Source organism: Bradyrhizobium sp. SZCCHNRI20481, assembly GCF_032485055.1.
Classification (GTDB): Bacteria; Pseudomonadota; Alphaproteobacteria; order Rhizobiales; family Xanthobacteraceae; genus Bradyrhizobium.
The window spans coordinates 63,002-83,406 of record NZ_JAUEUE010000022.1; the positions used below are offsets into that span (position 1 = coordinate 63,002).

The window sequence follows — 20,405 nt, forward strand, 5'->3', positions numbered from 1 at the left end:
GCCGCCCTATTCCGCCGCCTGCAGCAGCTCGGCCGGCGCCTTCTGTGCCGCCAGGATGTCCTCGACCCGGCCGGCGCATGCCCCGCAACCACCGGAGGCGTTGGTGTGAGTGCGGACGCCGGCGACGTCGCTCAGACCATGAGTCTTGATGGCGTCCTCGATGGTGCCGAGATCGACCGACTTGCAGTGGCAGATCTTCTTGGCGCGGCGCGCGGCTTCCGCGGCAACCGGATCGGCGGCGAGCGCCGCGGCTTCCGCATTGGCCTGCGCGATCGCCCTCGCCTGCCAATTATTGTTGGCGGTCTCCCACGGCGCGCGCTTGCGCAGCTGCTCCCACATCGGGTTGTAGATCGCCTTGTCGATCTCCGCGACCAGCTTGACCATGCCGATATAGCCCATGAAGGCGTGCGAACGCTCCTGGTTGATGTCGAGCCAGGGCATCGCAGCCTTCAGCGCCACGAACTGCGACTTGCCGCCCGAGAGCATGATGTCGGCCTTGGCGTCCTTGAGCATCTTGTACATCTCGCGCGGCGCCATATCGTCGATCATGTGGGCGTCCTGGCCCATCAGCTCCTTGATGCGCTCCTTGTCCTCCTTGGTGGACTTCTTCACCGAGGTGCCGACCAGCTCCATGCCGGCCTCCTGCAGCGCCGCGACGACCGACCACGACTTCACGCCGCCGGTGATCAAGAGCACCTTCTTGCCCGTCAGCCGCTGCTTGAACGGCTCGATCGCGGCCCACGCCTTGGCCTCCTCACGGGCGATGACGGCCTCGGTGCGATCCAGCAGATCGGCCGGCGCGCCGCGCTCGACCAGCAGGCGCGCGATCTCGCGCAGCGAGTCCGAGGAGTCCTGGATGCCGTAGAACGAGCCCTCGAAGAACGGAATGCCGTAACGCTCCTCCATCTTGCGGGCGACGTTGATCATCGCCTTGGAGCACACCATCATCGCCGCACGGGCGCGGTGCGACGACGCCACATCCTTGTAGCGACCGTCGCCGGAGATGCAGGCGGAGATGCGAATGCCGAGCTCGTCGAACAGCGGCTTCACCTGCCAGAGCTCGCCGGACAGATTGTATTCGCCGATGATGTTGAGGTCGTAGGGCGTGGTGACCTCAGGCTCGACGGTGCCGATGACGTGATCGAGCAGCGCCTCGCCGGCGAGCTTGTTGCCGAGATTTTTCGGGCCGACGAAGCCGGGCGAATTGACGGGAATGCAGGGCTTGCCGAACTTCGCGGAGGCCGCCTTGCAGACCGCGTTGATGTCGTCGCCGGTCATGGCGGGCACGCAGGTCTGGTAGACGAAGACCGCCGGCGGATCGTACTTCTCGATGATTTCCTTGATCGCCTTGTACAGGCGCTTCTCGCCGCCGAACACGACGTCGGTCTCGTTGATGTCGGTGGTGAAGCCGGTGCGCCAGATCTGGGATCCAGAGGAGGCCGCACCGCGGTTGTCCCAGGAATTTCCTTCGCAGGCGATCGGTCCGTGCACGAGATGCGCGACGTCGGTCAGCGGCTGCAATGCGACCTTGGCGCCGTCGAAGGCGCAGCCACCGGCCGCGCCGCCCGGCTGCAGCTGCTTGGTGCAACCCTTCTTGCGCTCGGCCTCGGACTTGTTGGCGTTCTTGCCGCAACCCGGCTCGTTGAAGACGTTCTGGATCGTGGCCGAAAGCGAGCTCATTGGCTTCTCCTGTTGACGACCGATTGCGCGTCTTTCGAAAGACAAGGCTCAGGCACGACATGCCTCCCCTTGAGCCCCGCTCCCAACATCGAAACGCGGCGACCCCGAAAGGCCGCCGCGCCGTCACTCAGCGGATGATATCGAAGCTGTAGTCCGACTTGGCCGGCACGTTGGTGTTGCGGTCGATCTCGTCGAAGATCTTGTCGAGGATCGTGACCAGCACGTTCAGGCCGCCTTGATAACCCCACACCGGATAGCGGTGCTTGTGGTGGCGATCGAAGATCGGGAAGCCGATGCGGATCAGCGGGGTGCCGGTGTCGCGCTCCAGATACTTGCCGTAGGTGTTGCCGATCAGGAAGTCGACCGGCTCGGTGAACAGCAGCGAGCGCATGTGCCACAGATCCTTGCCGGGATACACGTGGCAGTTCTTGCCGAACGGCGACGAGTCGAACACGGCCTGCACCTTCTCGGCCCACTCCTTGTTGCCGTTGGTGGCGAGCACATGGGTCGGCTCGGCGCCGAGCTCGAGCAGGAACGCGGCGAGGCCGAGGCAGAGATCCGGGTCGCCGTAGATCGCGAACTTCTTGCCATGGATGTGCGCGCTGGAGTCGGCGATCGCGTCGACCAGGCGGCCGCGCTCGAGGGCGATCGATTCCGGGATCTCCTTGCCGGTGATGCGCGACAGCGCCATCACGAAGGCATCGGTGCCGGTGACGCCGACCGGATGGTGGAACGAGACAACTTCCTGGCCGTGGTTCTTGATCAGCGGCAGGGTCTTCTCGGTGCAATAGTGCTGCATCGAGATGGTCGCCTTGGCGTGGACGGCGTTGGCCGCGTCCTCCAAGGTCGTGCCGCCATCATACATGCGGAACTCGCCGTCGGTCGGGGTGTCGAACACGTTCGAGTTGTCGCCGAGGATCGTGTATTCGATCCCCATTTCCTCGAAGATGTGCTTGACCTCGCGGATGTTGCCGACGGTGTAGCCGTCGAAGCCACCGATGAAGTTGATCTTCTCGTTCGGAACGCGCTCGAGCTTCGGCGCGGTGCCGGCCTTGCCGTCCCAGAAATGCTCGAGAATGCCCTTCATGGCGTTGTCGTAGCCAGTGACATGGCTGCCGACGAAGGCGGGGGTGTGGGCGAAGGGCACGTCGAACTCGGCCGGAACCGAGCCCTTTTCCTTCGAGGTCTTGATGAAGGCGTTGAGGTCGTCACCAATGACTTCCGCCATGCAGGTGGTGGAGACCGCGATCATCGACGGCTTGTACATGTTGTAGGCGTTGGCGAGGCCGTCGATCATGTTGTTGAGGCCGCCGAACACCGCTGCGTCCTCGGTCATCGACGACGACACGCAGGAGCTTGGCTCCTTGAAGTGGCGCGACAGATGGCTGCGGTAGTAGGCCACGCAACCCTGCGAGCCGTGCACGAACGGCAGCGTCTTCTCGAAGCCGACGGCGACGAACACGGCGCCGAGCGGCTGGCAGGCCTTGGCCGGATTGACCGTCAGCGCCTCACGGGCAAAATTCTTCTCGCGATATTCGGGCGTCTTGGCCCATTCGCGGATGCGCTCGACCTCGGCGGGATCGCGCGGATTCTCGAACATCTTCTTCTTGTTCGCCAGCATCTGCTGGTATTCGGGACCACGGAAAAGCTCGAAGTGATCGAGCACATGTTCGGCACTCTGCGTCATGGGATAACCCTCTCTATTTTCCTGTGTCGATCAGGGAGCGCTGGCTCTCCGCCGAAGGAGAGCCAGGCCGTGGGTGGTGGTGTTACTCGGCAGCCTGGAGCAACGGCTTGGGCACCTGCTTCCAGGGCGCCTTTGCCATCTTCCAGACCGGCGAGTTGATGGCCATGTCCATGTCGCGGGCGAAGATCGCGAACCCGTCGTAGCCATGGTAGGGACCCGAGTAGTCCCAGGAGTGCATCTGGCGGAACGGTACGCCCATCTTCTGGAACACGTACTTTTCCTTGATGCCCGAGCCGACCAGGTCCGGCTGGACCTTCTCGACGAACTTCTCGAACTCGTAGCCGGTCACGTCGTCATAGATCAGCGTGCCGTCCTTGACGTAGTGCTGGGCCGTGCGCTGATAGTCGTCGTTGTGGCCGAACTCGTAGCCGGTGCCGACGACCTCCATGCCGAGATCCTCGTAGGCGCCGATCACGTGGCGCGGACGCAGACCGCCGACGAACAGCATCACGGTCTTGCCTTCGAGTCGCGGCCGATACTTGGCGATGACGGCATCCATCAGGGGCTGGTACTTGGCGATGACGCGCTCGGCACCTTCCTTGATCTTGTCGTCGAAATAGCTGGCGATCTTGCGCAGCGATTCGGCGATCTTGCTCGGCCCGAAGAAATTGTATTCGCACCACGGAATATTGTACTTCTCTTCCATGTGACGCGAGATGTAGTTCATCGAGCGGTAGCAGTGCAGCACATTGAGCTTCGCCTTCGGCGTCGCCTCCAGCTCGGCGAGCGAGCCGTCGCCCGACCACTGGGCGATCACGCGCAGGCCCATCTCCTCGAGCAGGATACGCGACGACCAGGCGTCGCCGCCGATGTTGTAGTCGCCGATGATCGCGACGTCATAGTCGGACGGCTCGAAGCGCGGCGCAGCGTCGGCCGGGATCTTGTCGAACACCCAGTCCCGGATCGCGTCGTTGGCGATGTGGTGGCCGAGCGACTGCGACACGCCGCGGAAGCCTTCGCAGCGGACGGGAACGATGGTCTTGCCGTCATACTCCTTCGACTTGACCTTGGAGACCGCCTCGATGTCGTCGCCGATCAGGCCGATCGGGCATTCCGACTGCACGGTGATGCCGTTGTTCAGCGGAAACAGCTCCTGGATCTCGTCCATGATCTTGGCGAGCTTCTTGTCGCCGCCGAACACGATGTCCTTCTCCTGGAAGTCGGAGGTGAACTGCATCGTCACGAAGGTGTCGATGCCGGTCGTGCCGATGTAGTAGTTGCGGCGCGCCGCCCAGGAGTACTGGCCGCAGCCGACCGGGCCGTGGCTGATGTGGATCATGTCCTTGATCGGGCCCCACACCACGCCCTTCGAGCCGGCATAGGCGCAGCCGCGAATGGTCATGACGCCCGGGATCGACTTGATGTTCGACTTGACGCCGCAGTCGGACTTGCCGTTCTCATGCACGTTGAGGTGCTTGGCGCGACGCTTGGCAGTCTTCTCCGGATAGACCTTCAAGACCTCGGCGATCAGTTCCTTGTTGCGTGCCTTGATCTCGGCCACGCTTTGTTTCTCGATAACGCTCATCTGGCTTTTCCTCGATGATCGGTTGCGGGGGTCATCCGGCCCTTAGAGATCATGGGCCGGATGACCGGTGGCGGTTACGCCGTGGCGGCGAGCTCGGAGGCGGTCTTGCCGATCTGGCTCTCGTCGACGGCCTTCATGATGCCGTGCTCCATCAGCATGTCCTCGAGCTCGTCCATCGTGATCGGCGTCGGGATGATGCCCTTGCCGCCGTTGGCGTGGATCTTCTGCGCCAGCGAGCGGTAGTGGCCGGCCTGGACCGAGTCCGGCGCATATTCCAGCACGGTCATGCGGCGCAGCTCAGCGTGCTGCACGATGTTGTCGCGCGGCACGAAGTAGATCAGCTGGGTGCCGAGCTTCTTCGCCAACGCCTCCGCCAGCTCCAGCTCCTTGTCGGTCTGGCGCTCGTTGCAGACCAGGCCGCCCAGGCGCACGCCGCCGGAGTTGGCATATTTCAGAATGCCCTTGGAGATGTTGTTGGCGGCATACATCGCCATCATCTCGCCGGACATCACGATGTAGATCTCCTGCGCCTTGTTCTCGCGGATCGGCATCGCGAAGCCGCCGCAGACCACGTCGCCGAGCACGTCGTAGGACACGTAGTCGATGTCCTCATAGGCGCCGTTCTCTTCCAGGAAGTTGATCGATGTGATGACGCCGCGGCCGGCGCAACCGACGCCCGGCTCCGGACCACCGGACTCGACGCAACGGATGTCGCGATAGCCGACCTTCATGACCTCCTCGATCTCGAGGTCCTCGACGCTGCCCGCGGCAGCGGCCAGGCTGAGGATGGTGTCCTGCGCCTTGGCGTGCAGGATCAGGCGGGTCGAATCCGCCTTCGGATCGCAGCCCACGATCAGGATCCGGTGTCCCATCTCGGCGAGTGCCGCGAGGGTGTTTTGTGACGTCGTCGACTTGCCGATGCCGCCTTTGCCGTAGAATGCGATTTGTCGCAGCGCTGCCATGATGCTCTCCATCAACCGATTGCCAATGTCTCGCATGCACCTTGCATCGCGAGACCGCGTCCTCTCTCCAGAACCGGCAGACGGGTTATTGGGAAGGAGAGCATCGCTCGTCCGAAGCGTCGGCGTGCACTCAGCCCTCAACCTTTGCCTGAGCCCAGTTTTGCAACGGCTGTGCCAGAGCTTTGGAATCGTTAAAAAGGCCATGTTTTGAAAGAGATGCGGCCAAGCTCGGCGCTAGGATGTACTTGTTGCAAATCCGACATCGGGGGTTTTCACCCGACGCTCCCGCGCCGTGCTGTCCGAAACGACACATGCCGCCGCGGCTCCGAGCGGCGCTTCCGTAGAGAACACCGGGGAGCGCTCGCGTGAGGCCGGCCAGGAGCGGCGGTACGGAGTTTGCTTGATGTAGATCAAACCCGCTTTCGAACGGGCCAGCAGGAGTACTATTGATGGCGAGCAAGACGCGCGTCTTTGTCATTGAAGCCGATCAGGTGATCCGCTCGGCGCTCGGCTACATTCTCAGTGAGCGTCACGAGACCTTCACCTTCGCGGAGACCGCCGACGCATTGACCAAGGCCGCACGGACCACGCCCCATGCCGTCCTCATCGGGATGAGCATCCTGGAGGACGACGGCGCCGAGACGGTCGGCATGCTCGCCAGGACGATGCATCAGGCCGGCATCATCGTGGTCGCAGGATCGACCAAGTCGCCGCTCGCGCTGGCCGGCCTGCGGCAGGGCGCGGAAGCCATCATCGCCAAGCCGATCACCTTCGACGGCGTCACGCACGCGGTCGATTCCGTGCTGGCGCGGCGCGGTAGCGAGCCGGGCCTGACGGCATAGCTGGCCCTGGTATCCACGGAGATCAGCCGATGACGAGGAGGGGATGATGTTGAAGATGACCCAGACCGCGACGCCGGGGGCACCGGACATCGAGGACATCGTCGAGAATTTCGCGCTGCTCGACGACTGGGACGACCGCTACCGTTACGTGATCGAGTTGGGCCGCGGCCTGCCGCCGCTACCCGATACCGACCGTAATGATGGCAACAAGGTGCAGGGCTGCACCAGCCAGGTCTGGCTTGCCACCACAGTGCGGCACGACGCCGCAGTGCCGGCGCTCGACTTCATCGGCGACAGTGACGCCCACATCGTCCGCGGCCTGGTCGCGATCCTGCTCGCGATGGTGTCCGGCCGCACCGCATCCGAGATCTTGGCCGCCGATCCGATCGCGCTGTTCGAGAAACTCGGCCTGCGCGAGCATTTGACCCCGCAGCGCTCCAACGGCTTCCGCTCGATGGTGAGCCGCATCAGAGCCGACGCCCAGGCGGCGCTGGCGGCGGCGGCGTAGGTTTGGTTGTTGAGTTGATGAAGCTCGTATATTGCGGCGAACCCGGTCTGAGCCTCTCCCCGCGTGCGGCAGAGCTATCGCATATGGACATGCGGAGCTGTCTCGGCGAACGATCCTGCCAATGATTTTCTCCGTCATGCCCGGGCTTGTCCCGGGCATCCACGTGGTTCTCAGCATGCCGAACGACGTGGATGGCCGGGACAAGCCCGGCCATGACGTCGTGGAGATGGACCAGCGCAAAACTTCGATCGCCATATGCGATAGCCCTCCCGCGTGCGGGGAGAGGCCGGGTTGCATCGCAGATGCAATCCGGGTGAGGGGGACTCTCCACGACCTCGCTGCGTGGAGAGTCCCCTCACCCCAACGCTCTCCCCGCAAACGGGGCGAAGGAGCCTACCGCCGCTCTGGCAAGAGCTCGGATCCAACTTGCAGCTAAATCGGCAAATCCGCACTCGCCATCACCGCATGGCGCTCTCCGCGGGGCTTGCTACGAGAAAAATTCCTGCGCCTTTTTCAGCGCCCGCACCAGCACGTCGACCTCCTCCCTCGTGTTGTACATCGCGAACGAGGCCCGGCACGTCGCCGTCACGCCGAAGCGCTCCAGCAGCGGCATGGCGCAATGGGTGCCGGCGCGGACCGCGACGCCGGAGCGGTCGATGACGGTGGCGAAGTCGTGGGCGTGGGCGCCCTGCATCTCGAACGAGACGATCGCCCCCTTGTCGGCGGCATTGCCGATGATGCGCAGCGAGTTGATCTCGCGCAACTGCTCGGTCGCATAGGCGACGAGATCATGCTCATGCGCGGCGATGCGCTGCTTGCCGATGGAGGCGACGTAGTCGATCGCTGCCCCCAGCCCAGCGGCTTCGACGATCGGCGGCGTACCGGCCTCGAAGCGATGCGGCGGGTCGCCATAGGTGACCCAGTCCCGCGAGACCTCGCGGATCATCTCGCCGCCGCCGTTGAACGGCGGCATCGCGGCTAAGAGCTCGCGCTTGCCGTAGAGCGCGCCGATGCCGGTCGGGCCGTAGATCTTGTGCCCGGTGATGCAATAGAAATCCGCATCGAGATCGCGGACGTCGACCTCCATGTGCACGGCGGCCTGCGAGCCGTCGATCAGCACCGGGATGCCGCGCGCATGCGCGATGCGGATGACCTCCTTGACCGGGACGACCGTGCCGAGCACGTTCGACATCTGCGTCATCGCCACCATCTTGGTGCGCGGCGTCAGCAGCTTTTCGAATTCGTCGAGCAGGAAATTGCCGTCGTCGTCGACAGGAGCCCATTTGAGCACCGCGCCCTGGCGCTCCCGGAGGAAATGCCAGGGGATGATGTTGGCGTGGTGCTCCATGATCGAGAGCACGATCTCATCGCCCGGCCCGATCCGCTCGCGGCCGAAGGTCTGCGCGACCAGGTTCACGGCTTCCGTGGCGCCGCGCGTGAAGATGATCTGCTCAGGGCTTCCGGCATTCAGGAACGACGCCACCTTGCCGCGGGCGCCCTCATAGGCCTCGGTGGCGGCGTTGGCGAGATAATGCAGCCCCCGATGCACGTTGGCGTATTCGGACGTATAGACCTGGTTCATCCGGTCCAGTACGGCCTGCGGCTTCTGCGCCGAGGCGGCGTTGTCGAGATAGACCAGCGGCTTGCCGTGCACCTGCATGCCGAGGATCGGAAAGTCCGCACGGATGCGGCCAACGTCGTAGCCGCTTCCGTTCACCGCTGCATGCATCACCTACTCCCGTTGTCCGAGCCAGCCCAGCATCGCTTCGGTCAACGCCGCCCGCACGCTCTCATCGGCGGCGCCTTCGATGATCTCGCCAACGAAGGCCTGGATCAGCAGCGCCTTGGCTTCCTTGGGCGGAATGCCGCGCGCCATCAGATAGAACAGCAGCTCGTCGTCGATCGCGCCGGTCGTGGTGCCGTGGCCGCACTGCACGTCGTCGGCGAAGATCTCGAGCTCCGGCTTGCTGTCGGCCTCGGCCTCGTCGGACAATAGCAGCGCCCGCGACATCATCTTGGCGTCGGTCTTCTGCGCGCCGGGACTGACCGTGATCTTGCCCTGGAAAACCGCGCGCGCGGTGTCGCCGACGACCGCCTTGAAGGTCTCGCGGCTCTGGCAGTTCTCGGCTGCATGCTCGATCGCCAAGGTCGTGTCGGCATGCTGGGCGCCGGACAGCAGCGATCCGCCGCGGATGTCGGCCACGGTGCCCTCGCCAGCGATGTGCACGAACAGCTGGTTGCGCACCAGGCTGCCGCCGGCGACGAAGCCAAGCTGATTGAAGGTCGCACGCGCGCCGATATTGGCGAGCAGCGAGGAGATGTGCAGCGCGCTGTTGCCCTCCCGGGCCACCTTGACATGGTCGATCCGCGCCTCGTCGCCGACGACGAGCTGCATCGCGGTGTTGACTTGATATTCGCTTCCGTCGGGCCCCTGATGCGACTCGACGATGGTGGCGCTGGCCCCAGTTCCGATATTGACCAGCGACCGCGTGTACATCGAGGTTGCGACCCAGTTCGTCGTGACGAACGCGACGTGGATTGGTCGGCTCAGTGCCGTGCCCGGCGCCACCAGGATCACGACGCCATTGGCAGCCAGTGCGGTGTTGAGCGCCAACGCCGGATCGTCGTCAGGCACGACGGGGCCGAGACGCTGCGACAGCAGCGGCTTGTCGGCGGCGAGCGCGTCGGCCATCGGCTGGATGGTGAGGCCCGGCTCGAGATCGGCGAGGTCGGACAGCTCGGGCACGAAGGCACCGTCAACGATCATCAGCTTGCGGAAGCCAGCGCCCGCGAACAAGTCGCTCGCCTCGCGCGCCTTGGTTTTTGCCGCGTCGTCGGGCAGCGAGGCGAGCCGCTTGGCCTCCTTCATCTGCGTGCGCAAATCGGTGTAGCGCCACGCCTCGACGCGCCGGTGCGGCAGGCCGACCGCATTGAAACGGTCGAACGCAGCAGCGCGCACCGCGGTGATCTCCTCGCCGCCCGGCAGATAGCGGCGGGCGCCCTGATACAGATCGGCCAGTCCGAGTTCGGCCTTGGTCTTGCGGATCACGACGCCCATGTTCGTCCTCCCCGGCGCCTTAAGCCGCTTCGCTCTGGTACTGGGCGTAGCCGGTCGCCTCGAGCTCGCGCGCGAGGTCTTTGCCGCCGGTGCGGACGATGCGGCCCGCCGCGAACACATGGACGATGTCGGGCACGATGTAGTCGAGGAGCCGCTGATAGTGGGTGATCACGATCATGCCTCGCTCGGCGGAGCGCAGCGCGTTGACGCCGTTGGCGACGACCTTCAGCGCGTCGATGTCGAGGCCGGAATCGGTCTCGTCGAGGACGCAGAGCGACGGCTGCAGCAGCGCCATCTGCAGGGTCTCGTTGCGCTTCTTCTCGCCGCCGGAGAAGCCGACATTGAGCGGCCGCTTCAGCATGTCGGCATCGATGTTCAGCGTCTTGGCGATCTCGCGCACGCGCTTGATCAGGTCCGGCGAGGACAGCTCCTCCTCGCCGCGCGCCTTGCGCTGGGCGTTGAAGGCGGCCCGCAGGAAGGTGAGCGTCGCGACGCCGGGGATCTCCAACGGATATTGGAACGCGAGGAACACGCCCTTGGCGGCGCGCTCGTCGGCGGACATCGCCAAGAGGTCCTCGCCATTGAGATAGACCTCGCCGGCCGTGACCTCGTAGCCGGGCTTGCCGGCCAGCACGTAGGACAGCGTCGACTTGCCGGCGCCGTTCGGGCCCATGATGGCGTGGATCTCGCCCTTGTTCACGGTCAGGTCCAGACCCTGGATGATCTTCCGTCCGCCTGCGATCTCGGCATGGAGCCCCTTGATTTCGAGCAAGGCCGTCATCGAACACTCCTTCTGATGCTGTCGCGGCGCGACGCCGTCATCCAACCGATCCTTCGAGGCTGATCGAGATCAGCTTCTGCGCCTCGACCGCGAACTCCATCGGCAATTGCTGCAGCACATCCTTGACGAAGCCGTTGACGACCAGGCCGACCGCTTCCTCCTGGGAGAGCCCGCGCTGGATGCAGTAGAACAGCACGTCCTCGGAGATCTTCGACGTCGTGGCCTCGTGCTCGAACACCGCGGAGGAGTTCTTGGCCTCGATGTAGGGCACGGTGTGCGCGCCGCATTTGTCGCCGATCAAGAGCGAGTCGCAGGCGGTGAAATTGCGCGCGCCGGAGGCCTTGCGATGGGCGCTGACCAGGCCGCGATAGGTGTTCTGCGACTTGCCGGCGGCGATGCCCTTGGAGATGATCCGGCTCGACGTGTTCTTGCCGAGATGGATCATCTTAGTGCCGCTATCGACCTGCTGGAAGCCGTTCGAGATCGCGATCGAATAGAACTCGCCGCTGGAATTGTCGCCGCGCAGGATGCAGCTCGGATATTTCCAGGTGATCGCCGAGCCCGTCTCGACCTGGGTCCAGGAGATCTTCGAATTTGTGCCGCGACAGTCACCACGCTTGGTGACGAAATTATAGATGCCGCCGACGCCTTCGGAATTGCCGGGGTACCAGTTCTGCACCGTCGAATATTTGATCTCGGCGTCATCCAGCGCGACCAGCTCGACCACGGCGGCATGCAGCTGGTTCTCGTCGCGCTGCGGGGCCGTGCAGCCTTCGAGATAGGAGACGTAGGCGCCCTTGTCGGCGATGATCAGGGTACGCTCGAACTGGCCGGTGTTGCGCTCGTTGATGCGGAAGTAGGTCGACAGCTCCATCGGGCAGCGCACGCCCGGCGGGATGTAGACGAACGAGCCGTCGGAAAACACCGCCGAATTCAGCGTCGCGAAATAGTTGTCGGTGGTGGGCACCACCGTGCCAAGATATTTTTGGACGAGGTCGGGATGCTCGCGCAGCGCTTCGGAGATCGGCATGAAGATCACGCCGGCCTTCTTCAGTTCCTCTTTGAACGTCGTCGCCACCGACACCGAGTCGAACACGGCATCGACGGCGATCTTGCTGCGCGGCGCCGCGGCCTCGCCGTCGACATCCGCTTCCGCCGCCGCAGGCCGCTCGACGCCTTCGAGGATCTCGACCTCGCGCAGGGGAATGCCGAGCTTCTCGTAAGTCTTCAGGATCTCCGGATCGATCTCGTCGAGCGAGGCGACCTTCTTCTTCGGCTTCGGCGCGGCGTAGTAATAGAGATCTTGATAGTCGATCTTCGGGTATCCGACGCGCGCCCAGGTCGGCTCGGTCATCGTCAGCCAGCGGCGGTACGCCTCCAGCCGCCACTCCAGCATCCAGGTCGGCTCGTTCTTCTTGGCTGAGATGAAGCGGATCGTGTCTTCCGACAGCCCCTTCGGGGCCTTCTCGGACTCGATGACGGTCTCGAATCCGTAGCGATATTGATCGACGTCGATGCCCTTGACCCGATCAATGGTCTCCTGAACCGCTGCCATCTCTCACTCCGCTTGCAATGTTTCCGTCGTGGCCCGCGTCAGGCGGGCACGCAGGTGTCCGGCACCGGACAGACGGCAGCGCATTGCGGCGCGTCGAAGTGGCCCTCGCACTCCGTGCACTTCTTCGGATCGATGATGTACATGTCGTTCTTCAGCCGGATGGCCGCATTCGGACATTCGAACTCGCAAGCCCCGCAGACCGTGCATTGTGAGGCGATGATCTTGTAGGTCATGTGCAGCTCCCCGCGATCCCTGCGACATCGGACGACGTCATTCACGGGGTATCTTTCAAGCCGCGTGCCAGAGAGCATTTGGTTGATTTCTAAGGAGGATTCTAAAGATCGCTACGCCGGTCAGCTGTCGCTCTCCCGACAGCATGTCGCAAGTGCGACAGGCCGCATGAAGTCGCGTGCGCGTTTGGGTCGAGCCCCCGCCACGAAGGCAGTGAGCCCCCTCCCCCCTGCGGGGAGGGGTCGGGGGTGGGGGTCCACGAGGGTATGAACCGGGCTGAGTCCTGACAATTCAGACCGGGTTGATTCCTGACAGGCAAGCTTCGTCCGATTCGAAGGAGGATCGGTCGATGCCTTTCAGGGAGAGCAGTCCTGTGGAGCAGCGTATCGGGTTGTTTCGGGAGTACGACACGGGAGCTTTTTCGGTGACGGAGCTGTGCGCGCGGCACGGCATCAGCCGGGAGACGTTCTACGTTTGGGAGCGCCGCCGCGCGAGCGGGGATCCGCAGTGGTTCGAGGAGAAGAGCCACGCCGTGCAGAACTGCCCGCACGCCACAGCGGACCGGCTGGCACGGCGCATCATCGCAACACGACGACGGTTTCCGCATTTTGGCCCCAAGAAGATCAAGGCCTGGCTCGCGCGCGAGCGAACGGAGGTCGACTGGCCGGCGGCCTCGACGATCGGCGACCTCCTGAAGCGTGAAGGCCTGGTCGAAGCGCGGCCACGCCGACGTCGGGCGATCGCGCAAGGCGAGCTGATCACGCCGGCGGAGGGCCCCAATGACGAGTGGGCGATCGACTTCAAAGGCTGGTTCCGCACTGGCGATGGCACGCGCTGCGATCCGCTCACCATCACCGATGCGGCGAGCCGCTATCTCATCGAGGTGCGCATTGTCGATCCGACCTGGGCTGGCGTGAAGGGCGCTCTGGAGCGCGTTTTCAAGGATATCGGCCTTCCCGACGCGATCCGCTCCGACAATGGAGTACCGTTCGGATCGACGGGAGCTGGCGGCCTTTCGGCGCTCTCGGTGTGGTGGCTCAAGCTCGGCATCGAGCCACGCTACATCCCACCAGCGAGCCCGCAGGACAACGGCCGGCACGAGCGCATGCACCGCACGCTGAAGGCCGAGACGTCGAAGCCACCGGCAGACACGGCCGCCGAGCAGCAGCGACGCTTCGACGCCTTTCGCCGCCACTTCAACGAGGAGCGGCCGCACGAGGCGCTCGACCAGGTGGCCCCCGTCAAGCTCTGGCGCAGGCCGGTGCGCTTCATGCCAGACCGTCTCGATGATCCCTGGTACGACGCCGATCACGAGGTCCGCCGCGTGCGTCCCACCGGGGACATCAAATGGCAAGGCGAGCACGTCTTCGTTGGCGAAGCGCTCGCCGGCGAACTCATCGGCCTCGCCAAGCACGATACCGGCGGCCACATCGTCCGCTTCTGGGGCCGAGACCTCGGGCTGATCGACCGCGACCGCCGTTTCCTGCGCTTTGCTCCGCCGCGTGCGCGGCTCCGCGTCGCGCAGGAAACGGCGGAGACAACACAGCAGTGATCGAATAGTGTCAGGGATCAGCCCGGTCCAAAATGTCAGGGATCAACCCGGTCGGTCAGAGCACGCTGCACGTGATGCGCGCTAATGCTGTCACCAGCGGAGTGACGACGTGTGATGTAACGAGCAGCTCAGCGGACGTGAGTACAGCGAGCGAACTCACGACGATCAGCGCCCGGAGACCCCCACCCCCGACCCCTCCCCGCAAGGGGGAGGGGAGCCGACCGTCGCCGGGGCGCGATCTCGAGTTTCACGACTATCGTTACGCGGGCGACAGCATGCACGTGAAATAAAAAAGGGCGCGCCATCTGCGCGCCCCTCATGAGACCCAACCCGTTCAGAACCGCTTCACCTCGATATTGTGCTTCTTCAGCGCGTAGCCGATCTGGCGCGGCGTGAGGCCGAGCAGGCGCGCGGCCTTGGCCTGGACCCAGCCGGAGCGCTCCATCGCCTGCACGATGCGGTCGCGCTCCGGCACCGCGCCGCCCTCCGTACTCTCGGAATACTCGCCGTCATCGGCATCGATGGCCGGCAACTCGACGGGAGCCTCGATCGGCGCCGACGTCCGCGGCAGGATCGGCAGCGGCACCATGGGCTGGCCGCGCGGCGGTGGCGGGGTTACCGTGTTACCCTTCCACAGGATCGCCGACATGCACTCGTTGCGGCTGCAGGCGAAGTCGTCCATGCTGATCGCCGAGCCCGTTGCCATGGTCGCGGTCCGTTGCACGCAGTTCTCCAGCTCGCGCACATTGCCGGGGAAGCCGCAATGCATCAGCACCTCGATCGCGCTGACGTCGAACGTCAGGTCGCGCTCGTTCTCGCAATTGAAGCGGCGCAGGAACTCGCGCGCCAGCTGCGGAATGTCGCTGCGACGCTCGCGCAACGGCGGCAATTTGATCGGCACCACGCTGATCCGGTAGTAGAGGTCGGCGCGGAACTCGTTGCGCGACACCGCCTCCTCGAGGTTGCGGTTGGTGGCGGTGACGATGCGGACATCGACCTTGATGGTCTGATTGCCGCCGACGCGCTCGAACTCCTGCTCCTGCAACACGCGCAGGAGCTTGGCCTGGAACGCCGGTGAGATCTCGCCGATCTCGTCGAGGAACAAGGTGCCCTTGTCGGCCAGTTCGAAGCGGCCCTTGCGCGCGTTGATCGCGCCGGTGAAGGCGCCCTTCTCATGGCCGAACAGCTCCGATTCCAGCACTGTCTCTGGCAATGCGGCGCAGTTGATCTTGATGAACGGCCGCTTGGCGCGATTGGACAGTTCATGGATCGCCTTCGCCACAAGCTCCTTGCCGGTGCCGGATTCGCCGCGCAGCAGCACCGGCGCATTCGACTTGGCGACGACGTTGATCTTCTCCAACAATGCGCGCAGCGCCGGGCTGTCGCCGACGATGCCGTCGACCAGCACCTTCTTGCGATCCTTCGGCGCCGGCTTCAGCTCCGACAGCTCCTTCTGCAGCCGGTGGCTTTCCGCCATCAGCCGCTCGCGGTCACGCGCGACGACCCGATGAAGCTTGATGGTCTGGCCGATCAGGTTGGCGACCATGGTCAGGAAGCGAACGTCGGAATCGAGCCGGAACACGGCGCGGCCGTCCCAGACACGGTCGATCGTCAGCGTGCCGACGACGCGCTGGTCGATGCGGATGGGAACGCCAAGGAAGGACACGCGGGTGTCGGCACCGACGCCGAGCGTCACCGCGTCGACGGCGCTGAAGGCGGGATGATCGGCGACGTTCTCCGCGATCAGCGGCACGGCGGTGGCGACGATCTGGTCGATCGCCTTCTGCGGCAGACGTTCGCGATAGCGCTGATCGCTGCCTTCGCTCCACCCGGCCCCCACCGCAAGATCGGGAATGCCGTCATCGGCGAGCAGCGACACCACGCCGTGGCGCATCTGCATGAAGGACTGCAGCAGGTTGACGACATTGGCGAGGGTGATCTCCAACCGCGTCGGCGCCGCCAGGATCTTCGAGATTTCGAAAATGCCCGTCAGGGCGATCTCGCTGAGCGGGATCGGAGCGGCGTTGGACCTGACGTCCTGAGCTTCGACCTGACGTGTTTCCGTTTGGACCATGGCCGCTTCTCTGATCGTCACGAACGCCTCGGTGAAGCCGCCCGTGATTGTAGATGTTCTAACATCCTCCCCCAACTGCAGATGATTGTCGTGCCTAACTTTGCTGCATTGCCGCAGAAGTAGTGTGCAACGGACAGAACAGAAAAGCTGCAGGCTTTCATGATGTTAACAAATGAGTTTGCACCCGTCACGATGCGTGCATTGCACGTCCGCGCGGGCGACAAAAACGGTGCGCCTAACGATTTCGCGTTGTCTTCTCGACACCTAATATCCGCGCATTCGTCGGCCTGTTTGCGACCGGATCGCAACGGACAACACTGAACACCAACTTTCCACCTTCGGCCCGCCGCTCGTCGCCTTCGGCTGCAAGCCATGGGTATGACGTGTTCACATCCGCGTGTCGGCCGCGCGCGGCTGTGATCAACCTAGAGGTGCTGCCCCCCGTTGATCTGGATCTCCTCGCCGGTCACGTAGCTCGCCGCATCCGAGCACAGGAAGAACAGCACCTTGGCGACCTCCTCCGGAGCGCCGATCCGGCGCATCGGGATCAGCGGCGAGAACCGCGCCTCGGTCTCCGGGGACACCATCTCGGTCTTGATCTCGCCGGGCGCGATGGCGTTGACGCGGATGCCATGCGGCGCGAAGTCGTGCGCCATCTCGCGGGTCAGGCAGGCGAGCGCCGCCTTCGAGGTCGCATAGGCGGTGCCCGCAAACGGATGGACGCGGGTGCCGACGATCGACGTCACGTTGACGACCGCGCCCTGCCCGCGCTTCAGCTCCTCGAACAGCCCGCGCGCGAGCAAGATCGGTCCGAGAAAGTTGACGTGAAAGACGGTCATCCAGGTCTCGACCGAAGTCGACAGCGAATCCAGCCGGCCGCCGTCGCCGGCCTTCGGAGAGATCGCGGCATTGTTGATCAAGGCATGCAGCGGCGCGCCGTCGAGCCGCTGCTTGATGTCGGCAATCGCGCGCGGAATCGCCTTGCGATCGCTGAGATCGACCTGGACGTGGTTGTCGGGACCGGCGTCCCACGGACAGCGAGCACCGTCGAACGGCTGGCGCGAGCAGGTGATGATGCGCCAGCCGGCGTCGGAGAACAGCTTTGCGGTCGCATGACCGATGCCGCGCGAGCCGCCGGTCAGCACGAGCGTTTTCTGCTCAGTGCGCGCGGGCCGCTCGGCGGCCGCCATGTCTCGATGGAACGGGCACGCCGCGATGGTCTCGGCCGCCGCCATGGCGGGCTCGCGGACGTCCTGGTCGAGAACGAGACTCACGTCATCCGTCCTGATCCTGCGCCGCAACGCCACCAGGACGCCGGCTGCCAAGCTTCGGCTGCTGCCTTTGCCTCAGACGTGGTCTGGGCGCAGGCTCCGCGACGATCGGAAATATCAGCGGTATTGCCATGCGTCGGTTGTGCAGATTCCGGGCCAGCGAAAACGGCGGGCAAAGCAGCCCTTTTCTGTCGGGTTCGCGACAGATTGGCGCGTTCTGGACACATCCAGCGTCGGCTTTGTGCTTCGTCCTTTGCAAGACCTTCAAAGAGCGATCGTTTTCAAAACGATGGCTGATGGTCCAACTCTTGCTCGACGGATTTGATCATTCGAACGGGAAGACGGCTTGCCAGCCGCACGACGACAGCCACGAGACGCCAACGCCGTATGAACCGGGACATGAGGACGAATGCAGTGCGCTTCGCCGTGGTCCTCGGGACCAACGACGTCGCGTCCGCGATCGGCGTGCATCTGCATCGTGCGGGCTTCTGCGTGGTGCTGTCGCATGATCCCAATCCGCCGGTCATGCGCCGCAAGATGGCGTTTCACGACGCTCTGTTCGGCGACACCGTCCGCATCGAGAACGTGACCGGCGAGCGCATCGAGAGCACGATGGAGGTGTTCAAGGCGCTCGGCGATCCCCGGCACGTCCTGGTCACCCCGCTCGGGTTGCTCGATCTCCTGCCGGTCCGTACCATCGACGTCCTGATCGACGCGCGGATGCAGCGGCGCGAGGTGACCCCGAATTTGCGCGGCATGACGCGGCTCTCGATCGGCATCGGTCCGGGCTTCTCGCCAACAGCCAATTGCGATATCGCGATCGAGACCCGGCCGGACCGGCTCGGCCAGATCGTGCGCGAGGGCTGGACGCTGGCAACGGATGATGTCGGCGCGCTCGTCGGCGTCGAGCGCCTGGTGCGTTCGCCGCACGAGGGCCGATGGCATACCCCGATCGAGATCGGCACGCGCATCTACAAGGGCTTCGTGATCGGCCATCTCTCCGGCGCACCGGTCACGGCCCCTTATGACGGCATCCTGCGCGGCATCGTCCGCGACGGCAGCGACGTGCCGGCCGGCATCGCGCTCGCCGAGATCGATCCACGCGGCCGCCATGCGCAGTGGACCGGGATCGATGCGCAGGGACAGGCGCTCGCCCAGGCGACGCTGGCCGCAATACGGCTGCACGCCGCAAACTGCATCAGGACGAGCGCGAGCGTGCCCGCCGATCAGATCGTTTCGAACGATTCTGATTAGCCCGTATCCGGCGCGCCGGCCTTGGCATCCCGGTTGCTTATCGTTTGCAGGAGCGAGCAACAGCCATGATCATCTGTTCCTGCAACGTCATCAGCGACACGGCCATTCGCAACATCGTCACGGCGGCCGACATCACCTTCGGCTCGCCGGCGCAAGTGTATGATTGTCTCGGCTGCACGGTCCAATGCGGCCTCTGCTCACGCTCGGTGAAGCGGATTCTCGACGAGCGGCAGGGTGATAGGGCCGCTGCGGCGGTGTGGCCGGTGCAGGCCGAGCCCGCGCCATGCGCGATGATGTCCGCCGCGTAGCGCCGGCACGGCTTATGACGTGCCGACGTCACGCACTTGTCGGATGTCGGACAAATGCGACAGCAGACGATGTGCATCGATCTCAGATGAACGGCTTGCCGCCGGTGACGGCAACCGTCGTCCCCGACATGTAGCTCGACAGTGGATCAGCGAGCATCACATAGGCGGTCGCCAACTCGGCCGGCTGACCGGCACGCTTCATCGGCACCTGCTGGCCAAAGCTCTTCACCTTCTCCTCCGGCATGGTCGAAGGGATCAGCGGCGTCCAGATCGGACCGGGGGCCACGGCGTTGACCCGGATGCCCTTCTCGGCCAGCAACTGCGCAAGTCCGCCGGTGAAGTTCTGAATGGCGCCTTTGGTGACAGCATAGGCCAGCAGACCGGGGTTGGGCATGTCGGCATTGATCGACGCGGTGTTGACGATCGCGCTGCCCGGCTTCATGTGCGGCACCGCCGCCTTGGTCAGGTAGAACATCGCATGGATGTTGGTGCGGAAGGTCAGCTCCCACTCCTCGTCGGAAATGTCGCCGATGTCGCTGAAGGATGCCTGACGCGCGGCGTTGTTGACGAGAATGTCGAGGCCGCCCAGTTCATCGACGGCGCGCTGGATGATGGCGCGGCAATGCCTGGCGTCCTGGATGTCGCCGGGCATCAGAATGACCTTCCGTCCCTCCTTTTCGATCAGCGTCTTCACCTCGCCGGCGTCATCATGCTCGCTGAGATAGGCGATGACCAGATCGGCGCCTTCGCGCGCATACGCGATCGCCACCGCGCGGCCGATGCCGCTGTCGCCGCCGGCAATGACGGCCTTCATGCCCGCGACCTTGCCTGATCCCTTGTAGCTGGTCTCGCCATGGTCGGGCCGCGGCTCCATCCGGGCTGTGGTGCCCGGCATCGGTTGCGACTGCGGCGGAAACGGCGGCTTCGGATAGTGATCGGACATCGCGGCTCTCCTGACGAATGCTGCAACGTCAATCGCAGCACGGCGTCAGCGTTCCTGCTGCCGAGCTCGGAGGCCTCAGCTCGGTCCGCGCGACGTGCCGGGCAAACCGGATTC

Annotated in this window: 17 protein-coding genes; 5 read left to right on the forward strand and 12 right to left on the reverse strand. The window is 64.4% G+C overall.

Features of this window, described 5'->3' with window-relative positions:
* Window positions 1–6: 6 nt before the first annotated feature.
* From nifE to nifH, 4 genes are all read right to left on the reverse strand, one after another.
* Window positions 7–1,680, reverse strand: coding sequence for a nitrogenase iron-molybdenum cofactor biosynthesis protein NifE (gene nifE, locus QX132_RS29910; protein ID WP_315796469.1), 1,674 nt, complete (start codon window positions 1,678–1,680; stop codon window positions 7–9).
* Window positions 1,681–1,807: 127 nt separating this feature from the next.
* Window positions 1,808–3,367, reverse strand: a complete 1,560-nt coding sequence (gene nifK, locus QX132_RS29915) for a nitrogenase molybdenum-iron protein subunit beta (protein WP_315740951.1) — start codon at window positions 3,365–3,367, stop codon at window positions 1,808–1,810.
* Between the two features lie 82 nt (window positions 3,368–3,449).
* Window positions 3,450–4,952: a nitrogenase molybdenum-iron protein alpha chain gene (gene nifD / locus QX132_RS29920; protein WP_315740950.1), complete on the reverse strand. Its 1,503-nt coding sequence runs from the start codon at window positions 4,950–4,952 to the stop codon at window positions 3,450–3,452.
* 74 nt (window positions 4,953–5,026) lie between these two features.
* On the reverse strand, window positions 5,027–5,914 hold the full coding sequence (nifH, locus tag QX132_RS29925; RefSeq protein ID WP_315740949.1) for a nitrogenase iron protein: 888 nt from the start codon (window positions 5,912–5,914) through the stop codon (window positions 5,027–5,029).
* Window positions 5,915–6,363: 449 nt separating this feature from the next.
* Here nifH and QX132_RS29930 point away from each other — a divergent pair, with 449 nt between their 5' ends.
* Window positions 6,364–6,756, forward strand: coding sequence for a response regulator (locus tag QX132_RS29930; protein WP_315740948.1), 393 nt, complete (start codon window positions 6,364–6,366; stop codon window positions 6,754–6,756).
* Window positions 6,757–6,802: 46 nt separating this feature from the next.
* Window positions 6,803–7,264: a SufE family protein gene (locus QX132_RS29935; RefSeq protein ID WP_315740947.1), complete on the forward strand. Its 462-nt coding sequence runs from the start codon at window positions 6,803–6,805 to the stop codon at window positions 7,262–7,264.
* Window positions 7,265–7,751: 487 nt separating this feature from the next.
* Here QX132_RS29935 and QX132_RS29940 read toward each other — a convergent pair whose 3' ends face one another.
* Genes QX132_RS29940 through QX132_RS29960 form a run of 5 tightly spaced genes read right to left on the reverse strand, consistent with a single transcriptional unit; the run spans window position 7,752 to window position 12,891 of the window.
* Window positions 7,752–8,993 (reverse strand): cysteine desulfurase, encoded by a 1,242-nt coding sequence (locus QX132_RS29940; protein WP_316163568.1) that lies wholly within the window; start codon window positions 8,991–8,993, stop codon window positions 7,752–7,754.
* Window positions 8,994–8,996: 3 nt separating this feature from the next.
* On the reverse strand, window positions 8,997–10,322 hold the full coding sequence (sufD, locus tag QX132_RS29945; RefSeq protein WP_316163569.1) for a Fe-S cluster assembly protein SufD: 1,326 nt from the start codon (window positions 10,320–10,322) through the stop codon (window positions 8,997–8,999).
* Window positions 10,323–10,341: 19 nt separating this feature from the next.
* The gene (gene sufC, locus QX132_RS29950) at window positions 10,342–11,103 is read right to left on the reverse strand and encodes a Fe-S cluster assembly ATPase SufC (protein WP_315740944.1); all 762 of its coding nucleotides are present in this window, start codon (window positions 11,101–11,103) and stop codon (window positions 10,342–10,344) included.
* Between the two features lie 37 nt (window positions 11,104–11,140).
* Entirely contained in the window at window positions 11,141–12,658 is a 1,518-nt protein-coding gene (gene sufB, locus QX132_RS29955; protein WP_315811378.1) for a Fe-S cluster assembly protein SufB, read from the reverse strand.
* Window positions 12,659–12,696: 38 nt separating this feature from the next.
* Window positions 12,697–12,891, reverse strand: coding sequence for a 4Fe-4S dicluster domain-containing protein (locus QX132_RS29960; protein ID WP_006609648.1), 195 nt, complete (start codon window positions 12,889–12,891; stop codon window positions 12,697–12,699).
* A gap of 347 nt (window positions 12,892–13,238) precedes the next feature.
* Between QX132_RS29960 and QX132_RS29965 the strand changes: the two genes are divergently transcribed.
* The gene (locus tag QX132_RS29965) at window positions 13,239–14,441 is read left to right on the forward strand and encodes an integrase core domain-containing protein (RefSeq protein WP_315796132.1); all 1,203 of its coding nucleotides are present in this window, start codon (window positions 13,239–13,241) and stop codon (window positions 14,439–14,441) included.
* 334 nt (window positions 14,442–14,775) lie between these two features.
* Here the strand turns inward: QX132_RS29965 and nifA are convergent, their stop codons facing one another.
* Window positions 14,776–16,515 (reverse strand): nif-specific transcriptional activator NifA, encoded by a 1,740-nt coding sequence (gene nifA, locus QX132_RS29970; RefSeq protein WP_315740942.1) that lies wholly within the window; start codon window positions 16,513–16,515, stop codon window positions 14,776–14,778.
* 425 nt (window positions 16,516–16,940) lie between these two features.
* Window positions 16,941–17,789, reverse strand: coding sequence for an SDR family oxidoreductase (locus tag QX132_RS29975; RefSeq protein WP_315771573.1), 849 nt, complete (start codon window positions 17,787–17,789; stop codon window positions 16,941–16,943).
* A gap of 396 nt (window positions 17,790–18,185) precedes the next feature.
* Here QX132_RS29975 and QX132_RS29980 point away from each other — a divergent pair, with 396 nt between their 5' ends.
* Together QX132_RS29980 and QX132_RS29985 are read left to right on the forward strand one after the other, a co-directional pair.
* Window positions 18,186–19,040, forward strand: a complete 855-nt coding sequence (locus QX132_RS29980; protein ID WP_315811376.1) for a xanthine dehydrogenase — start codon at window positions 18,186–18,188, stop codon at window positions 19,038–19,040.
* 65 nt (window positions 19,041–19,105) lie between these two features.
* A complete protein-coding gene (locus tag QX132_RS29985; protein WP_315740939.1) occupies window positions 19,106–19,348 on the forward strand; it encodes a bacterioferritin-associated ferredoxin in 243 nt (80 codons plus the stop codon).
* A gap of 82 nt (window positions 19,349–19,430) precedes the next feature.
* On the opposite strand, the gene QX132_RS29990 is transcribed toward QX132_RS29985, so the two are convergent.
* Entirely contained in the window at window positions 19,431–20,291 is an 861-nt protein-coding gene (locus tag QX132_RS29990) for an SDR family oxidoreductase (RefSeq protein ID WP_316163570.1), read from the reverse strand.
* Between the last annotated feature and the right edge of the window lie 114 nt (window positions 20,292–20,405).